Below are 26,727 nucleotides of genomic sequence, written 5' to 3' on the forward strand. Positions count from 1 at the left end.
AAAGCTAATTATTTTTTGTTTGAAAGCATTTCTAGATATATTTGGTTAAAATGTTGTTTTAGGTATTTTATCAATGAGCTTATTCTTTTAAGTTGGTATTTCACTGGTAGCGAAATAATAGATAATTGGGTAGTTTCGGCATAATCTGGTAAGACTTCGATTAAATTTCCATTTTTGATATCAGACTCTACATAAACATCTACAAGCCGAGTAATTCCTAACCCTGCTAATGCAGCTTGCTTCATAACTCTACCACTGGTGATATGAATACTATTATTATGAATATGAAGAGTATATTTATCTTCAGTTGAAACTAATGACCATTGTTTAACACTACCATAAATTAGTGGTAGGTTTTCGAGTTGTCTGGGATTAGTTATTTGTCCATGCTTTTGAATAAAATCACTACTAGCAACATATTTGGTAGCAACAGTGCGTAAAGATGAAACTATAAGATTAGAATCTGCAAGGTTACCCATGCGTATTACTAAGTCATAATCACTATCTAAAAGATTGACTTTATGACTTGAGAAATCTAAATGAATGTTAACTTTAGGGTTTTGTTGTTGAAAGCGTAGCAGGATTGGAGCGACTACTTCTTCACCTAGTATTCCACCGACGCTATTTACTTTTATAATTCCACTAAGCTGATTACTTACTTGGCTAGTAAGTTCGGTAGCGACATCTAAATCTTGGAGAGCTTTTTTGCAATTTTGATAATACTCTTGTCCTATCTCTGTTAGTCTGACATGTCTAGTACTTCTATATAATAGCTGTACTTTCAAATGGTTTTCAAGGTTTTTGATATTTTGGCTAAGGTTAGATTTTGCAATGCCGAGTATGTCTGCAGCCTTAGTAAAGCTTTGTTGTTCTGCTACATGGATAAATGAGTAGATACCACGCCAATAGATATTGTTCACTATTATATAACAATGTTTTATAATTATTAGTATTTATCAGTCTAATAGTATTCTCTACAATTTACAATCAATAAAACACATTAAAGTAAAAACAAAGGAGATACAAAATGCCTAAATCATTAGTGGTAATCACAGGAGCAAGTTCAGGGATTGGTGCAGCAATTGCAAAACGTTTTTCTGAAGCTGGGCATTCACTGTTGCTAATTGGTAGAAGAGTAGAAAAAATACAAGAATTAAATCTACCAAATACGATGTTGCGTAAAGTTGATGTAACAAATGCACAAGCACTAAAAACCGCAATAAAACAAGCTGAAGCTCAATATGGACCTGTAGATTGTATAGTAAATAATGCAGGTCTAATGCTACTTGGCCAAATTGATACGCAAGATCCAACTGAGTGGCAAAAAATGTATGATGTAAACGTATTAGCTTTGCTCAATGGTATGCAGGCAGTACTAGCTGATATGAGATCTAGGAAAACAGGAACAATTATCAATATAAGTTCAATTGCTGGTAAAAAATCATTCCCAAATCATGCAGCGTATGTTGGGACAAAATTTGCAGTTTCTTCGATAAGTGAGAATGTACGTGAAGAGGTCGCAGATGATAATGTGAGAGTCATGACAATTTGCCCAGGTGCAGTTGAAACTGAGCTTCTAAGTCATACTACTTCTGAAAAAATAAAAGAAGATTACCAAAGCTGGAAAAAATCTATGGGTGGGGTACTAGTTGCAGATGATATTGCACGTGCTGCGATATTTATGTATAGCCAACCGCAAAATATAAATATTCGTGAGGTTGTAATTGCAGCAACTAGACAGCCTGCATAGTTATAATAATGGTTTCGCTGCTTACTAAGTAAGCTATAGCGACATACTTTTTTCATTGCATAAAAAGTATGAAAAAATGCTAGTACCTACTATCGTCTTATTGTAATTCAAAGGCATCTTCAAAACTCGTCAATTATAAAAATTGACTTAAACGCAGTCAAAGCTGTTTAATAATTGGTTTAACAATAGCTAGTTGCAACGGTGCATTTCAAGGATATTCTATAATTAGTTGTATTATTCTAAATTATTAATCAACTTAAAGGTATGTTAAAATTATAAACTAATAATTTAAATAAAAAATCGTATTTTAGATGTTTAGTAATCAGACTTTGTTATTTTATGATTTAGAGACTAGTGGTATAAATAATTCTTTTGATCAAGTTTTACAGTTTGCTGCGATTAGAACAGATTTAGACTTTAATGAGATTGAGAGATTTAATTTTTTTGTAAAATTAAATCCTGATACAACGCCATCACCTACGGCAACAATCACTCATCATATTTCTATTGCTCAAGCAAATACTGGTATAGCAGAATATCAAGCAATTCGGAAAATTCATAAAATTATCAATACACCAGCAACTATAAGTATTGGTTATAATACTCTTGGTTTTGATGATGAATTTTTGAGATTTGCATTTTATAAAAATATGCTACCACCATACAATCATCAATTTAAAAATGGTTGCTTTAGAGCTGATTTGTTTCCGATAGTTACATGTTATTATTTATTCTGTAATCAAGTACTAAATTGGCCTAAGATTGTTGATGAAGATGGACAAGAAAAAACTTCTTTGAAACTGGAAAATTTAAACGAGGTAAATAATCTTTATAGTGGAGGTAGAGCGCATGATGCTATTACAGATGTGATTGTCACTGTAGAATTAGCTAAAAAGCTAAGAGTTGCAAATCCAAAGATGTGGCAATTTTTGTTAGCAAAATTTAATAAGCAAAATGATGAAAATACCTTAGCACAACTCGATGTTGGTCTAGAAGTTGGTAATTGTAAATATAAACAAGCTATAGCTATAAGTGGTATATTTGGCTCGAAGAATAATTTTATGTCGGCAGTATTGGACTTAGGGCAACATCGACACTATAAAAATCAAGAAATATTTTTACGGTTAGATAGCTATCTTTTTAGTGAGATTATAGAAGAATTTGGTAGTTTAGAAGCAGAGCACTGGCGACTAACTTTAAACAAAAAGTGGGGCGATATCCCGTTAATATTACCAGCAAAAACTCGTTTTGTTGGTAAGCTAGCTCAACAAAGGTTAGCTTTAATAAAAGCTAATAAAGAATTTATCAAATTTAATTCTGAAACTTTTACTAATTTTGTCGAATATGTTTTAGAATATAAATATCCAGAAATTGAAAATATTGATATTGATGCAAGTATTTATCAAAGTGATTTTATGAGTATAGCTGATGAGAAAGTCTGTGTTAAATTTCATCGCTTACCTATCGCGCAAAAGGCACAAATGCTTAACCAATTACCAAAATCTTATTATGACAGAGCTATGCGTATAATTGGTAGATTAGATTTCTCAAAATTACCAGCAAAAGCACAAATGGAATTTCAAGGTTATTTAAACAAAATTGTCAGCCTCGATACAGATGAGCTTTTGATTGACCATAAAGGTAAAACTCGTAAAACTTTAGAAGCTATTTATCAGGAAATAGAAGATTTAAGGGCAAATCATGAGCTAACTGAAGAGCAACAAGCATTGTTATATGAGTTAGAGGATTATCTTTTTTAGCTTAACTTGTAGTAGCTCACATTTTCTGACAAACTATTTTCTTAATTTATATTCAGATACTCCGATCGGTTTAGTTACACCTTTTAATGCATATTCTGCAACTGCATTATCCTTTGTTTTACATAGAATTAGCCCTATTGATGGATTATCATCAGGTTGTTTTATAGATTCATCTACAGCTGATAAACAAAAATTTATTTTATCAGCATGTTCAGACTCAAACTTTTTATCTTTCAATTGAATAACAACAAAACATTTTAGCTTGTAGTTATAAAATATTAAATCTATATAAAAATCTTGTTTTCCAATTTCTAGATGTTGTCGGCGACCTACAAAAGCAAATCCTGGCCCAAGCTCAGCTAAGAATTTTTCTATATTTAAGCATAATGCTTTTTCTAATTCTTCCTCTTGAGCTCCATCTTCAATATCCAGAAAATCAAATGTATAGGAGTTTTTCAATGCTTGAATTGCAAGCTCAGATTGTGAAGCTGATAGTTTCGATTCAAAATTGTTTATAGCCATTCTGTCTTTTAACTTGATAATTTCTTTTCTATATAATTCTAAGCTATCACGAATAGCTTGAATACCATCTTGATTAATCACATAATTTTCTAGAAAAAGTTTATCTTTTGTAATTTTATAGTTTTCCATTTCTTTTATAAATCTATCAAAATCTTCTTCAATTAAAAGCACATGTACAGTTACTATTTTTCTTATACCCGAATTAATTTTATCTATAAAAAATCCTTTTTGAATATCCTCATTAACTAAAAGTTCAGAAATAACTATTGAATTATCTTTAGAAGTATGGCTAGTGAACATTTCTTTTAATACAACGTCGTTCTCAGGGTCAGGCCAATGCAAAACAGTATCCTCAAACGAAGCATTTTTATTTATCAATACCACCATATCTCTATAATCACCTATTAAATTATTTCCTTTTGGGTCCCTAAGGTTAAACTTACCTTTTAATACTTTCTTATTTGACTCACCAACCCCAGTTTTAGTTTTAATACCATTAGAAATTAGTGGATGATATTTTACTGTGACATTATCATCTTGTTTATTTTGTAGTTTTAAATTCGTTTTCTGCTGAACTACGAAATATAAACTAGTATCACCTACCCTTGTATGCAGCGATAATGCAGGACATTTTAAATCACCAAGCATTGTATTATATGTCAAAATTAAAGGAACATTTGCAGTAAAGACATTTTGAAGATCTCGTGCTGTTCCTCCCAACCCTTCAACTTTTTTTATCCAAGATCCTTTTTGAGGGCAACTAATATTATCTGAAATATAATACCTAGATTTACACAAATTTTGCTCTTGAGTGTTATCAGGCAATTTAATATTAAACTTTAGTTCATCATTAGCAAAAACAACCCCAGTAATTAGTGTGACTCCTAATAATAATTTTTTCATTTATTTAAACTTCCCTTTTTTTATTTAAAATAAAATTATATTACCTGTTATTTAAATTGAAATACTTTTTAATGTATATTTCATAAATTAGGTGTAGATTATAATATCTTATAACTATTAGCAACTTAATCAGTGGACTTAACGGGGTCATTCTCAGTAAAAGTAATATTTTTAAGCAGGGCATTTGCATTTAAAATTTCCGCTAATTTTTATAGATATTTATTGCCCCAGCCAGCTTTCATTCTTTTGGTTTCAATACCTACTTTAGAGGATTTTTCTTTTTTGAGTAAATTAAGAGCTATTTGCCTTATAACACTGAGGTTTGTAGCACTATTTTCTACTCTAATCTTCAACAAAGCTAACATCTAAAGACCAGTGGAGTTTATTTTCTATCGACCAATGAGATCTAATAGCTTTGGCTATTTTTTCGATTTCATCTGTATGGATAGAAGAAATAATAATGCAATTGTCTTGAGATTTTAACAAATATTATTAACTATAGCGTAAGTTTTGATTAAAATTATGAATAGCTTTCTGTGAAATGCAAAAACCATATTTAAAAAACTTATAAATAAAAATTTTAAATTCATTAAAATTATATTTCGCAAGAGGTCTAATGTAAAAAAATTCAATTAGTAATGGAGTAAATAAATGGATGTAAATAACAAAATTGATAGCATTAAAAAGTGTGCCTTAGAAGAGCAATGGCCTTTTCCTAAAACATTTGATGCTTTAAAAGATGCTGGTGTCAAAAATTACTCTGTATCTTGGACAAATGGTTATAAATCTGGATTTACATTGAAATCAGGCGACATTATTATGGAGGAAACTCCTACATGGTTTAAAGAACTAGAGGTCAACCTTATATACTCTGAACTTAATGCCAAACATGCTTTAAAAATTCATCAAGAAGGTAAAACAAGTTATCCGGAGTGGGTGTATGAAATGGCTAAAGCGGGAGTAGGAAATTATATAGTTAATATGGAAGATAGAACAGTAATATATTATAACCTTGATAATAGTAAATCATTTGTCGAGAAAGTTCCTACCATATACTAAGGGATAACTGTTAACCAGGTTTGACAAATAATGGCTGTCCGTCTTTTCTGTTTATATGTCTATTGCTTATAGTTTATTGTTTATTGTTATTTGTTTATTTGCTACAGTGTATAAAATTGCCTAATACCTAAAATTTTTAGTTATTTTGGAGAAAAATACAGTTATACACTTTATGCAAGTCATTTTATTTTGTTAAATTTTGCTTTTGGTTTATTATCTCCTTACTTTAAGAAGATTTGCTATATGGAATTTTACTGTTTTGTTTTTAGTTTTATTCTTAATAGCAATTTATAGCTTTTTATTTAAGCAAAAATTTTAGAAAATAGAGACCTCTAGATAAAATTTTAGAGTGTATAAATAATTTGGGAAATATGTCAGAAAATAAATTTAATCTAGTAACAAGATATGCTCCAGCAGGTGACCAGCCTAAAGCAATAGAATCTTTGGTGACAGGTGTGAATAATGGCTTACAACATCAAGTTTTACTTGGGGTAACAGGATCTGGTAAAACTTATACCATGGCAAATGTTATCCAACAAACACAAAAGCCATGCTTGATACTTGCACATAATAAAACCTTAGCAGCACAGCTATATTCTGAATTTAAGCAGTATTTTCCTGATAATGCCGTTGAGTATTTTGTCTCATACTATGACTACTATCAGCCAGAAGCTTATGTAGCAGCATCGGATACTTATATAGAAAAAGATTCATCAGTAAATGAGCATATTGAGCAGATGCGTTTGTCTGCAACCAAAGCGATACTTGAGCGCAATGATGTGATAATTGTAGCAACAGTTTCAGCAATTTATGGTCTAGGTGACCCTGAGCAATATATGCAAATGCTGTTACATCTCAAAGTTGGTGAAGATTTAGGACTTAAGAAAGCACAAGCCAAACTTGTTGAAATGCAATATTCGCGTAATGATATGGATTTTAGTCGCGGAATTTTTCGAGTGCGCGGAGAGGTTTTAGATATCTTCCCAGCAGACTCTGAGAAAGATGCTATTCGGGTAGAGTTTTTTGATGATGAGATAGAAGCAATAAGCGTAATTGATTCGCTAACTTCTAGGAAGGTTAAATCACTTCATAGAGCTACAATTTTTCCAAGCACTCACTATGTCGCTTCAAAAGAGCGTAAAGAAATAGTAATAGAAGAGATTAAAAAAGAGCTCAAAGAAAGAGTTAAGTATTTTGAAGAAGAGGGAAAACTTCTTGAAGCACAAAGGATCGAGCAACGCACAAAATATGATATTGAGATGATTCAGGAACTTGGATATTGTACAGGAATAGAGAATTATTCAAGATTGCTTTCTGGAAGAGCTTCAGGTGATCCGCCACCTACTTTGATTGATTACCTCCCAGAGAATGCTTTAGTGATAGTTGATGAATCACATGTAACACTGCCTCAGTTTGGTGGGATGTATAAGGGGGATCTCTCGCGTAAGGCTAATCTTGTAAACTATGGTTTTAGGCTCCCATCAGCGTTGGATAATCGGCCATTAAAATTTGCTGAGTTTGAGAAACTGCTACCGCAGGCGATTTATGTATCAGCAACGCCAGCAAATTATGAATTAGAAAAATCTCAAAATACAGTTGAGCAAGTGATTCGTCCAACAGGATTGTTAGATCCTGAGGTTTTTGTCCGTCCAGTGACGATACAAGTTGAAGACGCTTTGTCTGAGATTAATAATGCTATTGCTAAAGATGAGAGAGTACTAATAACTACACTCACTAAAAAAATGGCAGAAAATCTCACCGAGTATTTGTCTGAACATGGGGCTAATGTTAGATATCTGCATTCAGATATTGATACTGTCGAAAGAGTACAGATAATTCATGACCTTCGTCATGGTGTGTTTGATGTGCTTGTTGGGATTAACCTTCTTAGAGAAGGCCTTGATATGCCAGAAGTTGGCGTGTTGTTAATATTTGATGCTGATAAAGAAGGCTTCTTGCGTTCAGAGAAGTCGCTTATTCAGACTATCGGGCGTGTGGCAAGAAACCAAAATGGCCGTGCTATTTTATATGCAGATGTTGTCACAAAGTCAATGCAGAAGGCAATCGATGAGACATTGCGCCGACGTAAACTCCAAGATGAATATAACCAAAAGCATAATATAACCCCAAAAACTATTATCAAGAATATTGATAATATGCTTGATAGTTCACCAGAGATGCAAAAACGCGCTTATAAAAATAATTTGCGCTTAAAGGTTGATGATGTCGATGTTTCGGCTATACTAAGTATGACTGAAGCTTCGAAGGTCATCAAAGCTCTCGAAAAGCGTATGCGAGCTTATGCAAAAGAGCTTGAATTTGAAAAAGCTACAACTATTAGAGACAAGATAGCTGAAATAAAGCAGAGGTTTATTAACTTGTAATTTTTATTAGATTTTTTAAAAAAGAAGTATTATTAATCATGGCAATAGAAAGTAGACTAAAAAAGGATAGACTTTTTTTGCGCTTTACTTGGGCACGGTTGCGAAACTACCTGATTAGAGCCAGAAAAAGCTTATATGCCTCTATCATACTTTGTGGTTTGATAGTAGGAGTTGATTTATATTTAGGGAATGTTGAATTTGTTACTCAATCGCTAGAGATTGGTATTACTCTAGCATTTATATTATTTATATTTTTTTTCTTAATAACAAAAGATGACAATCCTGTAGATATTATTATTTCTGGTGCAGAGGGCGAGACTACTGTATTGGATGAGTTAAAAAAACTTGATAATAACTTTGTGTTATTTAATAGGGTTGTTTTACCTGATGAAAAATCAACTATAGGTAATAGAGAGATTGATTTTATCGCGATATCACGTAAAGGCATATATATTATCGAAGTTAAAAATAACCGTGGCTATATTGAGGTTGAAAATATGGCTGAGCGATGGAATGTATCTAAAACCTCACAGAATAACAAGATCTATGCCAAGACAATTAAAAACCCTATCAGACAGACTTTTGCGCAGAAAAAAGTCTTACAGACATTCTTATACAAACAAAAGATTTATATAAAAGGTGTACCTGTAGTTACGATAGTTATCTTTGCGAATGAAGATGCGCAACTAAGTGAAAACTTTATTGCTGATGATGCTAATCAAGCAGTTCTTTCTTTAGAAAATTTGATACCTTTTATCAAAGCAAAAGAAGAATATCTAGAGAAGATGCCTACTCGTTCACGCCGAAAAATTATTAGAAAACTTGAGAAAAAATAATGCTTGATAATAGACCTATAGGTGTTTTCGATTCAGGTATTGGCGGTTTGACTGTCGTTAAAAACCTTATGAGCATATTACCAAATGAAGATATTATATATTTTGGTGATATAGCTAGAATACCATACGGGACGAAATCACGAGCTACAATCCAAAAATTTGCAGCTCAAACGGCGAAGTTTTTGATTGAGCAAGAAGTCAAAGCAATTATTATCGCCTGTAATACAATTTCAGCTATTGCTAAGGATATTGTCCAAGAGATTGCTAAAGCTATACCTGTAATAGACGTAATAACTGCTGGGGTAAGCTTGGTAGATAATCTAAATGCAGTTGGTGTAATTGCCACACCAGCAACTATTAATAGTAACGCTTATGCTTTACAGATTCACAAAAAGTACCCTAATATTGAGGTATATAGTAATCCATGTGGTCTATTTGTCTCAATGATAGAGGAAGGCTTTGTTAATGGTCAGATAGTAGAGCTAGTAGCTAAAGAGTATCTTGATTATTTTAGCGATAAGGATATTCAAGCTTTAATTTTAGGTTGTACGCATTATCCAATTATCAAAGAAAGTATTGCAAAAATTTTAGATGTAAAACTTATAGATCCGTCATTACAAGCTAGTAAAATGCTTTATTCGTTACTCTTTGAGAATAAGCTTTTAAATAGAGCTAACTCTAATCCACAATATAGATTTTATGTAACTGATATTCCCTTGAAATTTAGATCAGTTGGTGAAATGTTTCTTCAAACACAAATGCAACACCTTGAGATAGTTAGTTTAGATAGCTATTAAAAAATATAATTCTTTTGTAAATATTTCTTCTAAACAAAAATAAAACCCTGTATGATTTGCTAAATGTTAATTAACAACATCAGTTATAGATATGTACGATAAAGATAGTAGAAATGTAATATTACTTGCCGGAATTGGTGCAATCCTTGAGTTTTATGACTTTGTTTTATATATGATTTTTTCTAAAGAAATTTCAGCAACATTTTTTGCACAAATTACTAACCCAACAATCAAAGCTTTTTTAACAGTTCTGATATTTTCAATAGCTTATCTTGTTAGGCCATTTGCAGGAACTATTCTTGGTATTATTGGTGATTTGATAGGGCGTAGGCGACTTTTGTTATTTACAATACTACTTATGGGTGGTTGTTCTTTATGTATGGGATTAATGCCTAGCTATGCTCAATGGGGATTGTTTGCCAGCTTTACATTTGTGGTTTTGCGTATAATGCAAGGGATAGCTTTAGGTGGTGAATTACCGGGTGCGTATGTGATAGTTTATGAATCTGTCAAAGGTAAAATAGGTTTTGCTACAGCAATTTTATTTACATTTGTAACAGGAGGATTTCTATTTTCTGATTTTGTTGGTTTTATCCTTGAGTATATTTTTGGTGATTTTGCTTGGCGAGCTGGTTTTATCATTGGTGGGCTTTTAGGTTTTGTTGGCTATTATGTGCGTAGAAACCTTCATGAAACTCCAGAATTTGAGAATATTGATAAGCAAAAAAGAAATTCTTTTGGTTCTTTAGTGTCAACTTACGGAGCAAACTTATTTGCAGGAATTTGTATGGCTATTATAGTAGCGTTTGGCGGGGTAATGCTTACTCTTTATATTCATAAGTTTGTTGAAGATATTTTACCTGGTTATAACTCTGGACAAATCTCTTTAATTCTAATGCCAAGTGTTTTAACACTTACTTGTTTTACTTTTATATTTGGCTTTATATCGGATAAGGTTGGTATTGCAAAAATGTTTACCCTAGGAGCAGGACTTATTGTAGTTTGTGCTTTACCAGTATTTTACTTGATGAGTAGTATTGGCAGTGTCTCTTCTATAATTATTACTTCAATTGTAATTATGTTTTGCTATGCATTAGTTGCCGCTACATTTATATTTTTACTTTGTGATCTTTTTCCTACAGATGTTAGATTATCAGGTGTAGGACTTAGCTATAATCTTGCTTTTGCAATAGTTGGTGGGGTTGCTCCTTTGGCTAGTACAACAATTATAACAATGACAGCTTATAATTTCTTAGGTCCTGCTTTTGTTGGTATAATTTGTGGTGTGGTCGGTTTGTCAGGAATGTTTATCTATCTTAGAAAAGGTGGTTATCATAGAACTAATAAAGAGATGGTAGTTAAGCTTTAAGTCAAAATTAAATTGGAGTAGAATACTTTAATTTTTGATAAGGATTAGTAAAACTTAACATATGGCATCAAACAAAATTATGATATAGTTTCTGAGGCTAAATGTTTAAATGAGGTGGTAAGGAATGTTATATATCTTAGCCTAACAGGTCCACTACATTATTCCTTTTTAAGCTCATAAAAAATTACACACAAGCGATGAGCCTAAACTTAGAAGTTAATTACTATTTTTTAAAAACAGGAATGCAATGGCTTTATATGCCAGATATCTACGGATGTGACAGAGCTATTCATAATAGTTATAAAGATTAGGCAGATAAAGGTATCTGGAATGATCTTATGACTTATGTCTTAGATACTGACTTACAATCCTGAACTCGTTTCAGGATCTCAATAAAATCAATACTTATAGTGAGATGCTGAAATAAATTCAGCATGACATTTTTATATGTAGTTAGCTATACAGAAATAACTGTAATATTGACTGGCACGTATATCACGTATATAAAGAAAGACATTTTAGAAAAGTTTTTTCTAGGTTTGATAAAATGTGCGCTGCTTTTCTAAAATTTATTTCTCTAGCTAGCACTTTTATTTGACTTGGATGATTTTTTGTTTCTTTTTTTTTGAATATCTTGTGTTTATTTTTTTATTTACCAAAATTTATATTCGTACACTGCATAATAAAATTATAAAATATATTAAAATAAAGCTACAGATTAGAATAATGAAAGGAATAATAACTTTTACTTTATTTATATTTTTTTCTTTTATCTTTGCTTATGGAGATGGCACAAGCATAATAATTCAAGAAGGCCCAGATTATAATAACTACAACACACATACAAATAAAGATGAAAGCTTTCACGACGTCTTATCATGTTCGTTATGTGAAAGTAAAACAATTGACGCATTAGATCTAAATTACAGTAGAATTATTTTTCATGAGCCTTTTAAATCAAATAATAGTGAAATTATGGATTTGAGTGGGATATATTATACAGATGACATATTATGTTGTTCAACTGATAAAAATGAAACGGATGATATAATAAGTCTAATAGATAAATTCCATCTAAAAGCACAACAATCAGGTGATTATAGTCAAATATTAGATGAACTATCTATACTTTCAAACGAGAATGACCAAAAAGAACTAAAAATAAAATTAACTATAAATAATCCACCAGTATATATTGATTCAGAAATAAAAACAAAAATTGATAATTTAAAAAAGATGGTAGAGGAAAGAGATTTGCTAGTAGAAATACTCAAAGATTCACCAGAACAATTAGTAAAAAAGAATGAGTTAGATGAACAGTTGATAGAAATTGGAAGTAGTTTGCTAAAAATATTCAAAAGAGTAAGTGTGTTTGAGACAGTACTAGATAAATATAATTCGGTAGAAGCCTTAGAGATAAGAAATAAGTTAGAAACAGAATTGATGGAAATATTAAATAGTTTTAAAAATAAGCTAGAAGAAAAAAATGTTTTAGAAGAAAAACTAGTAAACGAAAAAGAAAGTTCTGAAAAAATACTGAAAGAAAGGGACATTATTGAAATAAAAATGATGGAAATATTAAATAATTTTGAAAGAGACTTACATGAAATGATGGCTTTACAAATGGTACTGGATAATGAAAGAGTGCAGTTAATGGCAATATGGATTAACGAAAATAATCACCTAACACAACAGCTTGATGATTTGAAAAATAAACGCGAAAGTGAGATAGCTCAAAAAATAAAAAATTTATTAGAAATAATTAAAGAAAGAAAAAAACTAACCAAATCAGCAAAAATAAAAAATAATTCAATAGAAAAAAATTCAAGCTTGGGAAACACTGATAGTTATGAAATAATTTTAACCGGTGATAATCAGTAATTGTATATAAACTCAGCTGATCTCTTTGAATTAAAGTTGATGAAATGCTACATTTCATCAACTCAAAAAAACAAAAAAACAAATGTTGACTTATCAAAGCATATGATAGAAGAACAAGCAAGACTATCGCTTGGGGTACAGGCAATCGTGATACTGCTACTTTCAGAAGCCTTTATAAAAGGTACAGCATTTAAAGAATTGATTGTTTTATACTCATGACTGGGATGCTTTTGCAAAAGTATTACCAAATAAAAGGCATATCATTGGTAAATCTGATACTGTTGCTATTGAGAGAGATAATAGTGACACTAGGCATAATTTAGCAAGAATGACTACAAGAACAAAGGTAGTATCTAGAAGTGAGAGACTGATTAAAAAACATTAAAGCTTTGGGTGAACTTGAGAGAGCAAAATATATTTGATAAATTTCAAGAAATGGCTTTATCTATCTTTTAGATTACACTCTCGAAAATTCTAGGTTTTTTTGCAATTATCATTATCTTATAAAAACGCAATCATAATATTTTTAAATACTATAACTAAATAGTTGTTGTGCTATAATTTTTTGTGAAAGTATTTTTATTTCAAGGTGTTTTTATGTCGCGTAATAGTGTTTTTAATGGCTATGTTCCTTATGCAAATGTTTATGATGAAATCTTCACAGCTGATGGCAAAGTACGAGAGGATGTTCGCCAAGCTATCAAAGCTATAGATGAATTAAATTTAGAAACATTGTATGAGAAACAGAAGTTTGTCGATGCCTCATTTCTAAAAAGTGGTATTACATTTACAGTTTATAGTGATAGCCAGGGTACTGAGAAGATATTTCCTTTTGATTTAATTCCAAGAATTATTTCAGAAGATGAATGGCATAAATTAGAAAGAGGCTTGAAACAAAGATTGAAAGCATTAAATGCTTTTTTAAATGACATTTATGCTGAGCAAAAAATACTCCAAGATGGCATAATCCCTAAAGAGCTTATAGAGTCATCAGAAGAATATCTACCGCAAATGAGATGGATAAAGCCACCACATGGGGTATATTGTCATATTGCTGGACTTGACCTTATTAAAGATGAAAGTGGTTTTATGGTGTTAGAAGATAATGTCAGGACACCTTCCGGAGTTTCGTATGTATTAGAGAATCGTAATTCTTTAATGAAAGTGATTCCTGAAGCATTTACTAATACAAATATTAAAAAAGTAGTAGATTATTCTACGGAATTAAGAAAGGCCTTGTCAAGTATTTCTCCAACAGTTGATGGTAAAAAAGGTCTAAGTGTAGTCTTAACACCAGGTCAGTATAATTCAGCATATTTTGAACATAGTTATTTAGCGCGTAAGATGGGCTGTGAATTAGTCCAAGGTTCAGATTTGTTTGTACATAACAAACATGTTTATCTAAAAACTACAAAAGGTCCTAAGCTTGTTACTGTGGTTTATAGAAGAATAGATGATAAGTTCTTAGATCCACAATTTTTTAACCCAGAGAGTATGCTCGGTGTTTCAGGTATTATCCAAGCATACAAAGCTGGTAATGTGGTTCTAGCAAATGCAGTAGGTAACGGTATCGCAGATGATAAAGCGATCTATCCATATGTTCACAAGATGATAGAATATTATCTCAATGAAAAACCAATATTAGCTCAGGTAAAAACCTATTTCTGCAGTGAAGAAAATGATAGAAATTATGTGCTAAATAATCTTGATAAATTAGTTGTTAAAGAGGCAAATGGTTCAGGTGGTTATGGGATGTTGATCGGGCCACAAGCCAGTGCAGATGAAATACAGGAGTTTGCAGCTAAAATAAAAGCTAAACCAAGAGCGTATATTGCACAACCATTGGTGGAGCTATCAACAAGCCCTACATTTGTAGATGGTAGGATAGTACCTAGAAGAGTAGATTTAAGAGCATTCTTAGTTACTGGTAAAAATACTTGGATACTGCCAGGAGGTCTTGCAAGAGTAGCATTGAAAGATGGTTCATATGTTGTTAACTCTAGTCAAGGTGGTGGTTCAAAAGACACTTGGGTTTTAGGGAGAGAAAAATAATGATATCTCGTACAGCAGAAAATTGTTTTTGGCTAAGTAGAAATATAGAAAGAGTGCAAATGCTGACAAATGCTATTGACGTGGCATATAATGTTGAGCTTGAAATATACGGTAATGCCGAAGATATTTGGTATCCATTAATCGTGGTATTAGGCTGTGAAGAGGCATTTATCAAAAAATATGGCTACAATGCAAAATCTAACGCTAGAAAGATTCAAGAATTTTTAATCTGGGATAGAGAAAATCTATCATCAATTTATTCATCACTGTCATCAGCTCGTGAAAATGCAAGGATAATTAGAGATCTAATTGCTGCAGATATGTGGGAAGAGATAAATGAACTATGGCTATGGATAAATGCAGCTGAAACACATAGGTTCTCGATTACCAACTTAGACGCTTTTTGTAAAAAAATTATTAAATTTTGTTTTCTATGGATTGGTTTTTATCACAATTTTATCTTGAGAAATGATACCTATAATTTTATGAAACTAGGTATGCTGATTGAGAGAGTTGACTTTACACTTAGATTAGGAGATATTCATCATCATAGGCATATTAATCTTACTACGAATAGAGAAAGTATGGATGAATCTCAATATTGGCAAGAAATGTTGTTAGACACGATGTCAAAAGATGCTTTTATGCGAAAAGCTGATTTAGATGTCAATAGAAAAGATGTTGCTGATTTTTTATTAAAAGCCGATGATTATCCTAGAACAGTTGCTTTTTGCTTAAATGATTGTTTAGCGATATTAAAGAAAATGTCCTATCACTCATCAGGTATTGGGATGCAGTCTAGAGCTAAAGTAGCACAAATTATAAAATACTTACAAAATAATCCTACAGAATCATTGTTAGAAAATAATCATCAAGTTATAACCTATATCATAGGCTCATTAGCTGAGCTTACAACACTTATTTCAAAAGAGTTCTTTATTTCTGATGTTAATTTCTACATAGCAATGTTAGAAAAACATAATTAAAAAAGGGAATTTTCTAAATGTTTAGTAACATCTTAGCAATATCTTCAGATTGTCCAATTTCTCCACAAGTTGGTTTAATCAATGATAATGTAACTTCTGATACCATTCGAGACTTTATGTGGGGTATTGGTTGGTATCATTCAGAACATAATGCCGCAACAATCTTAAAAGAAAGTCATGTTGAAAGTGTAGATGTGTTAAGATCTTTGTTTAAAGATAATTCAAATTTTATTTCAAGTAGCTTCATCGGTCATATTTATAGTCATAGTTTATTTGATAAAACAAATCTAAACTTACAACCATTTGTAAAGCCGTATGCTGGCAAAGAGTGGACTTTGGTCCATAATGGTGATTTAAATCATGGCTATGAAAATATTTTAAAACTTACAGTCACTGATTATGAGCCAGTTGGTAAAACAGACTCAGAGTATATTTTATGTTGGTTTTTATCACAACTAAGAAGAAAACAAATACGCGACTTAGATGATGATAATTTATTTATTGTTCATGAGTTGTTGAAAAAAGTTAATGAGGTAGGGCAAGCAAATTTAATTATCTCAAATGGTGAGATTACTATAGTTTACCAGGATATTAATGATTTTAATTCTATTTACTATTCAAGATTTTTTCCACCAATCAATTTGTGTAACCTAGTTATTGGTGATATTAAAGTCACTACAGGTTTAAACGATGATAGTCTTAGAACATATATGATATTTTCTAATATCAAGGGTAACAGTAATTCTTGGCGTCGGCTAGAAGCTGGAAAAATGGTAGTAGCTTCTCATGGTCGAGTTGTATGGAATAGTGATAAAAAAAGTAGTAATTATGGTGGTCATAAGTTTGTAGAAAAACCTTTTTCAGCACCAGTTATTAAAATGGGTGTTGAGTTTTTAGAGCGGGTTTTACATATTGTTCATGAAACTAAATATACTTATCAAAATACTGTAAACCTTAGTAAACATCTTATCAAGATGAAGCCTGTTATTGATGCTAAACAAAAGTTATTTAGTCATAGTTTAGATATTTCTGTAGCATGTGATAAGGAAGAGTATGTTGATGTGTTTGGTAATGACGTGATGTTTTTAAAAACTAGAGAACCATACACTGAATTTACAATAAAGATGGAAGCAAAAGTTGCTGTCAGTACAAACCATTATATTCGTAAAAAGTCGATAAATAATCGTGCAACAATGCCGATTACATGGATGCCGTGGCAAAGACAGATGATGACACCATACCTACTATCAGTTGAGCTGCCGCAAACACAACTTGAAGAGTTGATGGATTATGCTATTTCATTTGTCAAAAGAAATGATAGTAATGTTATGGCTATTCTTGATGATATTAACAAAACGATATTTTATGAATATAAATATGTTTCTGGTTCAACTAACTTTGCAACTACAGCATATGATGTATATGCCACAAGGCAAGGAGTTTGTCAGGATTTTTCAAACCTATTTATTTGTCTAGCGCGACTTTTAGGTATACCGGCTCGCTACCGTTCTGGCTATATATTTAATGGTGGTAATTACAGCAATACTGTTATGAGTGATGCTACACATGCTTGGGTTGAAGTTTATATTCCTTGGATTGGTTGGATCGGGTATGATCCAACTAATGGTTGTGAGGTTAATAGTGACCATGTGCGTATTGCTTGTGGGCGTCACTATATCGATGCGACACCTACTGCTGGGACTATATATCGTGGTGGCGGTAGCGAGAATTTATCTATAGATGTTAAAGTTTTTGATATAACTGGATAAAAGTAAACTTATCTGAATTGCTGGAGTTAATTAAAATCTAATTATTTTAGCTTTCTTTTTCAAAAGATGAGATAAGGCTAACATAATACTTAACCCCATTTAGCATAGCCTCATTACTTAAATCAAAAGTAGGTTCATGTACCATTGCTGTGAAGCCTCTTGTTTGATTTCTAACTCCTAAAAAGGCATAACAAGCAGGTATTTTCTTGGCAAAATAAGAAAAGTCTTCTGAGGCCATCCATGGATAGTTAGACTCGATAACATTGTTATTGCCTAAGGCCCTTTTTGCACTAGTGATTGCTCTAGCACTAGCTATAGCGTCATTTCTAGTTTCTGGGTAACCATCGATATAATTGACTTGTACTTTTGCTTGGTATGTAGCAGCTATACCATTAGCGATTTCATGTAGACGTTTTTTGGCAATTTCTTTGGCTTGGGAACTTAGGTAACGAATAGCTCCTTTTAAGCTTGCCTGTGCAGGGATTACATTAAATGCACAACCAGCTTCTATAGCTGTTACAGAGACAACTAGTGGGTCAAAGCTATTAGCGTTTCTAGATACAATTGTCTGTACTTGGTTAACAAATTGACAAGCCATGATAATTGGATCATTAGCTTTCATGGGAGTGCTAGCATGTCCTCCTGTACCGTGAAAGTTTATTTGGAATTGATCTACACCAGCTAGAGCGACAGGAGTAGATATTTGCATAGTACCTTCATCAATTGCTGGTAATACATGGATGCCATATATTTCATTAACTTCATCTAATGCACCATCTGCAATCATCGCTGGAGCACCACCTGGTAAAGCTTCTTCAGATGGTTGAAATATAAATCTAATGTTTACATTAAGTTTGTCTTTATTTGCGACAAATTGCTGAGCAGCTACGATAACCATAGCACAGTGAGCATCATGACCACACATATGTGCTTTGCCAGCAATTTTAGATTTGTATGTACAAGTATTTTGCTCGTGAATTGGCAAAGCATCCATATCTGCCCGCAGAGCAATAGTTCTCTTAGCACCAGCGACTTTTAAATCAGCTATTAAGCCTGTATTACCGATCCCTTTTTTGACTTGTAAGCCTATTTTTTCTAACTCATTAGCGATAAAATCGGCTGTATTGTATACATCAAAACCAAGCTCTGGGTATTGGTGGATATGTTGACGAATTCTTTGTAGTTCTTGTATGGCATTTAGAGATATATCAAACATTACTAAGTTTCCTTAGATAAAATATATAATATTTATATATTACATAAACTTAAAAATTAAGTATATGGTTTTTATATTTATTGGTAGTTTATCTAATTAATAATTAGATAAACACAAGAGTTGTCTATTTTTGATGGTGGCTATTAAAAATAGATAAGTGGACTTATTGACTTATAATGCTATATTTAGAATATATAGTTTTGGTAACTTAAATATTAACAAATAACATGAGGTATTTAACATGAAAAAAATAACTTTATTTATATTATTAGTAGTTATGTCAGGCTCAATATATGCAGCAGATCAGCAATTAACTAGTGGCGATCTTAATTGTTTACAACAACAGAAACACCAAGGGAAGATAATAACTTGTCTACCAACAAAAAAACCAGATAACTGCTCACCAGAAAATTACCAAAAATTAAAAACAACTGTTCAAGAGTGTAGTTTTAAAATTAGAGGTGCTTTAAGATCAGCTCTTTAGTTTTTTTAAATTGCTTTTTCAAGAATCATTTCTAAATATAATTGCTTATAACTATACTAGTATAGTATCTAAACCAGTTAATAAATCTTGTATATTAACTGATTGAATGTGAAAATTACTAGATAATATATTTAGTAGATACTACAATGCAACAATCACTAAAATTAAGTGAATTTCTTGAGCTTATAAAAAGCACTATAGAAATGAGCTTTGGCTATGAAGGTTTCTGGATAGTTGCAGAATTGTCCGAATGGCGTAAATCTGGTAAACACTATTACGGTGAGCTTATTGAGCATGAAGGTATAAGTAAATATCCTATTGCTAAAATCAGATGTAATTGTTGGGCAAATAAAGCTGATTATATTCATAACAAGTTTAGTTTAGCAACTGGAGAAAAACTTAGTTCAGATATGAAAGTCTTACTAAGAGTTACAGTAAGCTATCATATCAGTTTTGGACTTAGCTTAAATATCGTCGATATTGATCCAGCTTTTACACTTGGTGATAGACAAGCTCACAAAATAGAAATTCTTGAAAAATTAGCTAAAAAAAGAATCCTAGAAAAAAATAAGTCTCTAGCTATGCCTTATGATTTTACAAGCGTTGCTGTGATTACAAGCAAAACAGCAGCAGGAAAGGGCGATTTTTTTGAAGAAGCTGATAAACTTCAAAATTTGGGATTGTGCCAATTTGAGATTTATGAAGCAAAAATGCAAGGTGCAGAATGTGCAAAAAGTGTCTCTGAAGCTTTTGCTAAAATACAGCATAAAGCTGATAGCTATGATGCGATAGTTCTTACCCGCGGTGGTGGTTCTCAAGCTGATCTTGATTGGTTTAACAATATTGCAGTTGCTGAAAGTATTTGTAATAGTAAAATACCAGTAATGGTTGGCATAGGACATGAGCGTGATACTACAGTTTTAGATGAGATATGCACTAAAAGGTTTGATACACCATCCAAAGTCATAAATTTCATCGCAAATACAATTATAACTAATACTAAAAATGCCCAGCATAATTATGCAGCTATAGTTAAGATCACTAGTAGCTTAGTAAGACAAAATAAACTTCAACTAGATAGTTTATATCATAATTTTAAAACTAAAATTGAGCATTATTTATATCAAACTAATCAAAATATTGAGCATAATTACAAAGCTGTTAAATCTATAGCTAGAGGTTTGTTAAAATTATATGGTAAATCTATAGATATGCAATATGATAAAGTAGCTTCTAGTTCACAAAACCTTATAAAAAACTCGCAGCATAATCTTGGGGAGTCATATAATCACTCAATAAATATTGCTAAAAATGTTATAAAATATTACAACCAAGCAAGTGAATACTTATATAAACAGATATTATCGGTATCTATTGAGCCTACTTTGAGAAGAGGGTTTAGTATAACTAAAACACAAAATGGTAAGTATGTTACTAGCCAAAAGCAGGCACAACAATACCTGAATTTAGAAATAGTTTATGTAGATGGCCAAGTACAAGTAGAGGTGAAAGATAATGGCAACACAAAGTAAGAAATTCGCAAAAAACTATGAAATATTAGCGGAGATAAACGAGAAGCTACAAGAGCAGCAAGATAATCCAGCATTACTAGATGAGTTAGCACCTATGCTTGAGCAAGCTTCAAAAAGCTATCAGTTATGCAAAGAGAGAATTGCTGCAGCACAAAAGTTTATTGATGAATTTGAAAAAGATTAGCTTAATCATTACTTATTTATTATTAATCATGCTACTTTTTTGCAAATTAAATTTTAATTCTATAATATATCGAAAACTAAACTAAAATCTATCAAAAAATGCACAAGAATATATCTCCTAAAAATGTAATCTTTGCTGGTTTGGCTACTAGTGTAGAGTATTTTGATTTTGCGCTATTTGCCTATGTGACTGTTTTTATTTCAGCGGCTTTTTTTCCTGATAGTAACTCGACTGTGGCAACAATTAAAACATTTGGAATGTTTGCTGCGGGCTATCTTATGCGTCCTATCGGTGGAATATTTTTTGGTAATCTAGGCGATAAAGTAGGGCGTAAAAAAGTATTAATTATAACAGTGGCTTTAATGGCGATTTCAACAGCGATTATTGCCCTTACTCCAAATTATCAGCAAATTGGTATAGTTTCTGTATTTCTAATAATATTTGCGCGGATGATACAAGGCTTCTCAATTGGTGGTGAGTATAATGGTGTGCTAGCAATATTAAGTGAACAAGCACCAGATAACAAGCGTGGTTTAATTACAGCATTTGGGACATTTTTCTCTGGTTTTGGAGTATTTTTAGGCACAGTAATAGTATTTATATTTTCAAGCTTTTTATCAGCATCTCAAATGCATAGCTATGGTTGGCGATTGTGTTTTGTAATTGGTACAGTAATGGCTATATTAGTGCTTATTTTACAGTTTAGGCAAGATGAGTCACCAGAATATCTAAGAGCAAAACAGGATAATCTTCTTGAAGATACTCCAGTAGTTTCAGCTATTAGAGAGTATCCTTATCAAATATTTGTGGTATTTGCTTTAGCTGGTTATTTAGGTATTGTTTATTATATGGTTTCGGCATTTATTCCATCTTTATTAGAAGGCTCATTACATTACTCGACAAATGTGGCAATGCTAGTAACTATGGTTGCATCAATATGCTATTTTGCTACAGCACCTCTGTGGGGCATGGTTTCAGACAAAGTAGGGCGTAAGAAAGTCTTACTGACATCTTGTATAGGAGTTGGAATATTAATTTATCCAAGTTTATTTGTGATAAATAGTATGAATTCACCAATATTATCTTGCATAGTAATGTCATTATTAATGCTACTTATATCGGCAGCTACAGCAACATTTGTAGTAGCTATTAATGAGCTCTTTCCGACTCATCTTAGATTTAGTGGTGTTGCAACTGGCTATAATGTTAGTAATGCACTATTAGGCGGAACTGTACCATTAGTTTCAAGTATTTTGATTGTATATTTTGGTCAGATGGCACCAGCATTGTATGCTATTATAGCTTCAATAGTGATTGTAGTGATTGTTGCAAGAATGCCTGAAACTAGAGGGATTGAGTTGGAAGAGTAGCTATTAATTAGCATCTATATCAAACAAACTCTTATCCATCAAATGACTAGTTAATACATTTGAAAGAGAATTTAAAATATTACTTGGTACTTTTGGGTTTTCAAACGCTAAATCTTGGATAAGTTTTTTAACTTTTTTTCTTTTGAGATTTTCTTGTGAACCACATAGGTTACATGGAATTATTGGGAAATTCTCTTCTTTAGCAAATTCTATTAGGTCGCGTTCTTGTACTAATACCATTGGGCGAATTACAGTATTTTCACCATCTTGAGTAATAAATTTAGGTGGCATAGATTTAATTTGACCTTGATAGAGTATTGACATTAGTAGAGACTCAATCAAATCATCACGATGATGTCCCAGAATTATTTTATCCATTTTATGCTCTTTTGCATATCTATAGATATTACCACGACGAAGCCTAGAACATAGTGAACAATAGGTTTTACCCTCTGAAACTTTGTCTATGACTACACCATAAGTGTTTTTTGTCTCGATTTCATAAGCTACACCTAAATTATCAAGATATTCTCTAAGTTGGCTATCATCCCAACCTGGTTGAGACTGATCTAGAGTATATACATGAAGATCAATATCGTAATTTTTATCTTCAATTAAACCATGTAAGACTTTTAGAAGCCCAAAGGAATCTTTACCACCAGAGAGGCAAAGCATAACTTTATCACCTTTATCAAGAAGCTTGTAGTCTGCAATAGCTTTGGTGATATAATGGCGTAGCTTTTTCTCAGTCTTTGTCATTTATTTATAGGCCTTTTTAAATAATCTGTCTTTTTCACGTGCCCAATCTTTGTCTTTTTGAGCTTGACGCTTATCATGAACTTTTTTACCTTGAGCTAATGCTATTTCTACTTTTACTCGTGGACCTTTCCAATACATAGCAAGAGGTACACATGTAAAACCTTTTTGCTCAATTCTACCCATGATTTTATCAATCTCGCGGCGATTAAGAAGTAGCTTACGTGTTGCTGCAGCATCTGCAACCACATGAGTTGAGGCAGATAACAAAGGTGTGATTAGACAATTAAAAAGCCACGCTTCACCATGCTTAATATGCACATGACTATCAACCATTTGTACTTTACCAGCGCGAATACTTTTTATTTCCCAGCCTTGTAGAACTATTCCAGCTTCAAATTTCTCTAAAATAGTATAGTCATGCAAGGCTTTTTTATTTTTAGCAATAGTTGCTGGAGAAACCTTATGTTTACTCATAACTTTATTATTTTTTGTAAAAGATATACAATGTAAGGCTATATATTATCAGTAAAACGCAAAAGATTAAATAAATGAATAAGGTTAATAAATCTGCAATTGTAAATTATAGTGCTGCACAAATGTATGAGCTTGTAAATGATATTAGAAGCTACCCTAAATTTTTGCCAATGTGTTATGACGTTGAAATCTTTGAGCAGACTGAAACAGAGACAAAAGCATCGTTGAAAATAAAGTCTGGATTTGTCAAACTTGATTTTGCGACCCATAATACAATGGTCAAAAATGAACATGTTCATCTAAATTTAATGAACGGACCATTTAAAAGCTTAACAGGTGATTGGAAGTTTGAGCCAATAGATGAAAACTCATGTAAAGTCTCATTAGATATGGAATTCACCTTTGAAAATAAATTTGTTGAAATGGCGCTCGGTCCAGTTTTTCGTGGTTTAGCAGATAAAATGTTAGGCGCTTTTTGTAAACGTGCAGAAGAGGTCTATAAATAGTGAAAATAGAAGTTATCTACGCTTTAGCTAATGAGCAACAGTCTTTTTTTGTTGAAGTTGATAAAGCTATCACTGTTAGACAAGCTCTCAAATTGTCTAAAATATCACATAAATACCCAGAGTTAGAGGATATCGAGAATTTGAAAGTTGGTATATATAGTCAGCTAGTAGATTTAGATTATCAGCTAAAAGATAGAGATAGAGTAGAAATTTATAGAAATCTAACTATAGATCCTAAGCAGGCACGCATGCTAAGAGCTGAACAAAAGCGTAAAAAAGAAGGTATTAGACTTTTTGGAGCCTAAAAGAATTCCTCAACGTAAAAATATTCGTTTACAAAATTTTAATTATTCACAAACTGGTTACTATTATGTGACTATTTGTACTAAAAATAGAGTAAGTTATTTTGGAGAAGTATCATCAAATGGTCAGATGATTTTGAATGATTGTGGTAGGGTAGCATTTGAAACTCTAAGAAATATACCTGAATTTTATGATAGTGCGTTCCTAGATGAGTTTGTGGTTATGCCTAATCATATCCATGCAATACTTATTATAGAAAATGATATTGTTAATGTAGGGACAGAACATTGTTCTGTACTATCTAATACGGACAAAGAATCTATGACAGCACGCTGTGCTGTCACTACAAATAAAAAGATTAATTTATCTCAAATTATAAAATCTTATAAAAATGTGTGTACTAAGAATATCAAAAACAATCTTGGATTTAAAAACTTCCAATGGCAGAGATCTTTTTATGATCACATTATTAGAAATAAACAGTCATTAATAAAGATTAGAGAATATATCCAAAATAATCCAGCAAAATGGCATTTAGATAAATACAATTGTGAGAATCAATATGAGTAATAAAAAAATAGCTATTATCGGCGCTGGACTTGCTGGATGTTCATTGGCGTATGAGTTAAGTAAATCAGGTAGCTTTGATATAACTATAATTGATAAGAGTTGTGAAGTAGCTGATGAAACATCAGGTAATTTTGCCGGTATATTAGCGCCATATTTAACTTCTGATAATAACTTTTCAGACCAATTTCATACTCTTGGTTATAGTTTATTAAGAGATTTTATAAATCAGTACAGAAATCACATAGAAATTTGCAATCAAGGAGTAATTCAACTTCTAAGTGATCCAAAAGAGCAACACAGATATCAAAAAATTTTTACAAATAGAGATATAGATTCAAATGTGGCTAAATTACTATCAGCTACACAAGTTTCTCAACTTATAAATACAACTACTTCAAAAAGTGCTGTTTATTATCCGAATGCTTTAGCGCTAGTACCTAAAAGTATTTGTCAGCTATGGCTTAAATTAGCCAATGTGAAATTAAATTTACAAACTGAGCTAATTGCGATTACCACAAACCAAAGAGGAAATTGGCAATTAGAATTTAATAATTTTAACCAAGTTTTTGATATTGTAATTTTTGCAGGCGGATACCAACTATTTAAGCAAATAACCCAACTCCAAAAAATCCCAGTATATCCATCACAAGGTCAACTAACAGTTATCCAAAAAAGTTTTGATATCACAAAAACTATTATGGATAAGGGTTATATAATTCCAGACTATAAGCAAAATTTACAAGTTATTGGTGCAACCTTTCGTAATAATAGTGATACTAATGCAGATATCAGAGAAGAGGATAATGACTTTAATATAACGCAAATAAAACAAATGTTAAGTGATAACAGCACAGCGAATATAAATATAGTCGATTCAAGAGTGGCTACAAGATGTGTAACATCAGATCATTTACCATTAGTTGGTAAACTAGTTGATTATACTAAGTTTGAACAAAAATTTTATAAGCCCTTATCAAAAGGCTACCCAAAAGTAAAAATACCAAAGATTGAATATCAACAAGGTTTATATGTATCTTCAGGTTTTGGTTCAAAAGGTTTATGTTCATCATTATTAGCAGCCAAGATTATAACTGCACAAATAACTAATCAAAAACCACCATGTTGCGATAAATTATTAGCAGCTTTATCTTTAGAGCGTTTTTGGATTCGCGGCTTTAAGAAGGGTGTAAAGTTTTTATAAAATTATTACTAAGCTTATTTATACACCACAATAATTGGCTATAATACTAAAATTTTTTAA

26 protein-coding genes and 3 pseudogenes are annotated in these 26,727 nt (G+C 31.8%); 22 read left to right on the plus strand and 7 right to left on the minus strand.

Annotated elements, in window-relative coordinates:
* Positions 1-8: 8 nt before the first annotated feature.
* On the minus strand, positions 9-920 hold the full coding sequence (locus CGC45_RS03330; RefSeq protein ID WP_071628950.1) for a LysR family transcriptional regulator: 912 nt from the start codon (positions 918-920) through the stop codon (positions 9-11).
* Positions 921-1,027: 107 nt separating this feature from the next.
* Here CGC45_RS03330 and CGC45_RS03335 point away from each other — a divergent pair, with 107 nt between their 5' ends.
* Together CGC45_RS03335 and CGC45_RS03340 are read left to right on the plus strand one after the other, a co-directional pair.
* Positions 1,028-1,750 (plus strand): SDR family oxidoreductase, encoded by a 723-nt coding sequence (locus CGC45_RS03335; protein WP_071628951.1) that lies wholly within the window; start codon positions 1,028-1,030, stop codon positions 1,748-1,750.
* A 311-nt stretch (positions 1,751-2,061) separates the two neighbouring features.
* Positions 2,062-3,510, plus strand: coding sequence for an exodeoxyribonuclease I (locus CGC45_RS03340; protein ID WP_071628952.1), 1,449 nt, complete (start codon positions 2,062-2,064; stop codon positions 3,508-3,510).
* A gap of 33 nt (positions 3,511-3,543) precedes the next feature.
* Here CGC45_RS03340 and CGC45_RS09440 read toward each other — a convergent pair whose 3' ends face one another.
* From CGC45_RS09440 to CGC45_RS09010, 3 genes and pseudogenes are all read right to left on the minus strand, one after another.
* Positions 3,544-4,032, minus strand: coding sequence for a PDDEXK nuclease domain-containing protein (locus CGC45_RS09440; protein ID WP_162790180.1), 489 nt, complete (start codon positions 4,030-4,032; stop codon positions 3,544-3,546).
* 18 nt (positions 4,033-4,050) lie between these two features.
* Positions 4,051-4,935, minus strand: a pseudogene (locus CGC45_RS09445) (hypothetical protein); the annotation flags it as partial.
* 209 nt (positions 4,936-5,144) lie between these two features.
* Positions 5,145-5,391, minus strand: a pseudogene (locus CGC45_RS09010) (transposase); the annotation flags it as partial.
* 195 nt (positions 5,392-5,586) lie between these two features.
* Here CGC45_RS09010 and CGC45_RS03350 point away from each other — a divergent pair.
* From CGC45_RS03350 to CGC45_RS03400, 12 genes and pseudogenes are all read left to right on the plus strand, one after another.
* A complete protein-coding gene (locus tag CGC45_RS03350) occupies positions 5,587-5,994 on the plus strand; it encodes a DUF1398 family protein (RefSeq protein WP_071628954.1) in 408 nt (135 codons plus the stop codon).
* A 371-nt stretch (positions 5,995-6,365) separates the two neighbouring features.
* Complete coding sequence (gene uvrB, locus CGC45_RS03355) at positions 6,366-8,378, plus strand: excinuclease ABC subunit UvrB (RefSeq protein WP_071628955.1); 2,013 nt, start codon at positions 6,366-6,368, stop codon at positions 8,376-8,378.
* Between the two features lie 38 nt (positions 8,379-8,416).
* Positions 8,417-9,214, plus strand: coding sequence for a nuclease-related domain-containing protein (locus tag CGC45_RS03360; protein ID WP_071628956.1), 798 nt, complete (start codon positions 8,417-8,419; stop codon positions 9,212-9,214).
* A complete protein-coding gene (gene murI / locus CGC45_RS03365; protein WP_071628957.1) occupies positions 9,214-10,011 on the plus strand; it encodes a glutamate racemase in 798 nt (265 codons plus the stop codon). The genes CGC45_RS03360 and murI overlap by 1 nt, the downstream gene beginning before the upstream one ends.
* A 91-nt stretch (positions 10,012-10,102) precedes the next feature.
* Positions 10,103-11,380 carry an MFS transporter gene (locus CGC45_RS03370; protein ID WP_071628958.1) on the plus strand — a complete coding sequence of 426 codons (1,278 nt, stop codon included), beginning with the start codon at positions 10,103-10,105 and terminating at the stop codon, positions 11,378-11,380.
* A gap of 496 nt (positions 11,381-11,876) precedes the next feature.
* A pseudogene (locus tag CGC45_RS09510) lies at positions 11,877-11,978 on the plus strand (IS5/IS1182 family transposase); the annotation flags it as partial.
* 128 nt (positions 11,979-12,106) lie between these two features.
* On the plus strand, positions 12,107-13,261 hold the full coding sequence (locus CGC45_RS03375; RefSeq protein WP_157092985.1) for a coiled-coil domain-containing protein: 1,155 nt from the start codon (positions 12,107-12,109) through the stop codon (positions 13,259-13,261).
* 39 nt (positions 13,262-13,300) lie between these two features.
* Entirely contained in the window at positions 13,301-13,480 is a 180-nt protein-coding gene (locus CGC45_RS03380) for a hypothetical protein (RefSeq protein WP_114702045.1), read from the plus strand.
* Positions 13,464-13,646: an IS1 family transposase gene (locus CGC45_RS03385; RefSeq protein ID WP_114702046.1), complete on the plus strand. Its 183-nt coding sequence runs from the start codon at positions 13,464-13,466 to the stop codon at positions 13,644-13,646. The genes CGC45_RS03380 and CGC45_RS03385 overlap by 17 nt, the downstream gene beginning before the upstream one ends.
* A gap of 212 nt (positions 13,647-13,858) precedes the next feature.
* Positions 13,859-15,313: a circularly permuted type 2 ATP-grasp protein gene (locus CGC45_RS03390; protein WP_071628960.1), complete on the plus strand. Its 1,455-nt coding sequence runs from the start codon at positions 13,859-13,861 to the stop codon at positions 15,311-15,313.
* Between the two features lie 59 nt (positions 15,314-15,372).
* Positions 15,373-16,299: an alpha-E domain-containing protein gene (locus CGC45_RS03395; protein WP_232310116.1), complete on the plus strand. Its 927-nt coding sequence runs from the start codon at positions 15,373-15,375 to the stop codon at positions 16,297-16,299.
* 17 nt (positions 16,300-16,316) lie between these two features.
* The gene (locus CGC45_RS03400; protein ID WP_071628961.1) at positions 16,317-18,068 is read left to right on the plus strand and encodes a class II glutamine amidotransferase; all 1,752 of its coding nucleotides are present in this window, start codon (positions 16,317-16,319) and stop codon (positions 18,066-18,068) included.
* 46 nt (positions 18,069-18,114) lie between these two features.
* Here the strand turns inward: CGC45_RS03400 and CGC45_RS03405 are convergent, their stop codons facing one another.
* The gene (locus CGC45_RS03405; protein ID WP_071628962.1) at positions 18,115-19,284 is read right to left on the minus strand and encodes a M20 metallopeptidase family protein; all 1,170 of its coding nucleotides are present in this window, start codon (positions 19,282-19,284) and stop codon (positions 18,115-18,117) included.
* Between the two features lie 241 nt (positions 19,285-19,525).
* On the opposite strand from CGC45_RS03405, the gene CGC45_RS03410 reads away from it, so the two are divergent.
* From CGC45_RS03410 to CGC45_RS03425, 4 genes are all read left to right on the plus strand, one after another.
* On the plus strand, positions 19,526-19,768 hold the full coding sequence (locus CGC45_RS03410) for a hypothetical protein (RefSeq protein WP_071628963.1): 243 nt from the start codon (positions 19,526-19,528) through the stop codon (positions 19,766-19,768).
* 146 nt (positions 19,769-19,914) lie between these two features.
* Positions 19,915-21,300 carry an exodeoxyribonuclease VII large subunit gene (gene xseA, locus CGC45_RS03415; RefSeq protein WP_071628964.1) on the plus strand — a complete coding sequence of 462 codons (1,386 nt, stop codon included), beginning with the start codon at positions 19,915-19,917 and terminating at the stop codon, positions 21,298-21,300.
* A complete protein-coding gene (gene xseB / locus CGC45_RS03420) occupies positions 21,284-21,484 on the plus strand; it encodes an exodeoxyribonuclease VII small subunit (protein WP_066047264.1) in 201 nt (66 codons plus the stop codon). The genes xseA and xseB overlap by 17 nt, the downstream gene beginning before the upstream one ends.
* Before the next feature lie 98 nt (positions 21,485-21,582).
* Positions 21,583-22,854, plus strand: a complete 1,272-nt coding sequence (locus tag CGC45_RS03425) for an MFS transporter (protein WP_071628965.1) — start codon at positions 21,583-21,585, stop codon at positions 22,852-22,854.
* A 3-nt stretch (positions 22,855-22,857) separates the two neighbouring features.
* Here the strand turns inward: CGC45_RS03425 and ttcA are convergent, their stop codons facing one another.
* Together ttcA and smpB are read right to left on the minus strand one after the other, a co-directional pair.
* Positions 22,858-23,613 carry a tRNA 2-thiocytidine(32) synthetase TtcA gene (gene ttcA / locus CGC45_RS03430; protein WP_071628966.1) on the minus strand — a complete coding sequence of 252 codons (756 nt, stop codon included), beginning with the start codon at positions 23,611-23,613 and terminating at the stop codon, positions 22,858-22,860.
* A complete protein-coding gene (smpB, locus tag CGC45_RS03435; protein WP_071628967.1) occupies positions 23,614-24,087 on the minus strand; it encodes an SsrA-binding protein SmpB in 474 nt (157 codons plus the stop codon).
* A 74-nt stretch (positions 24,088-24,161) separates the two neighbouring features.
* On the opposite strand from smpB, the gene CGC45_RS03440 reads away from it, so the two are divergent.
* The 4 genes from CGC45_RS03440 to mnmC1 are packed head-to-tail and all read left to right on the plus strand — an operon-like array spanning position 24,162 to position 26,667.
* The gene (locus tag CGC45_RS03440) at positions 24,162-24,593 is read left to right on the plus strand and encodes a type II toxin-antitoxin system RatA family toxin (protein ID WP_071628968.1); all 432 of its coding nucleotides are present in this window, start codon (positions 24,162-24,164) and stop codon (positions 24,591-24,593) included.
* On the plus strand, positions 24,593-24,898 hold the full coding sequence (locus tag CGC45_RS03445) for an RnfH family protein (RefSeq protein WP_071628969.1): 306 nt from the start codon (positions 24,593-24,595) through the stop codon (positions 24,896-24,898). Before CGC45_RS03440 ends, CGC45_RS03445 begins: the two co-directional genes overlap by 1 nt.
* Positions 24,888-25,466 (plus strand): transposase, encoded by a 579-nt coding sequence (locus tag CGC45_RS03450; protein WP_071628970.1) that lies wholly within the window; start codon positions 24,888-24,890, stop codon positions 25,464-25,466. Before CGC45_RS03445 ends, CGC45_RS03450 begins: the two co-directional genes overlap by 11 nt.
* Positions 25,459-26,667, plus strand: a complete 1,209-nt coding sequence (gene mnmC1, locus CGC45_RS03455) for an FAD-dependent 5-carboxymethylaminomethyl-2-thiouridine(34) oxidoreductase MnmC1 (protein ID WP_071628971.1) — start codon at positions 25,459-25,461, stop codon at positions 26,665-26,667. Before CGC45_RS03450 ends, mnmC1 begins: the two co-directional genes overlap by 8 nt.
* Positions 26,668-26,727 lie beyond the last annotated feature (60 nt).

Source organism: Francisella opportunistica (assembly GCF_003347135.1).
In the GTDB taxonomy this organism is placed as follows: domain Bacteria; phylum Pseudomonadota; class Gammaproteobacteria; order Francisellales; family Francisellaceae; genus Francisella; species Francisella opportunistica.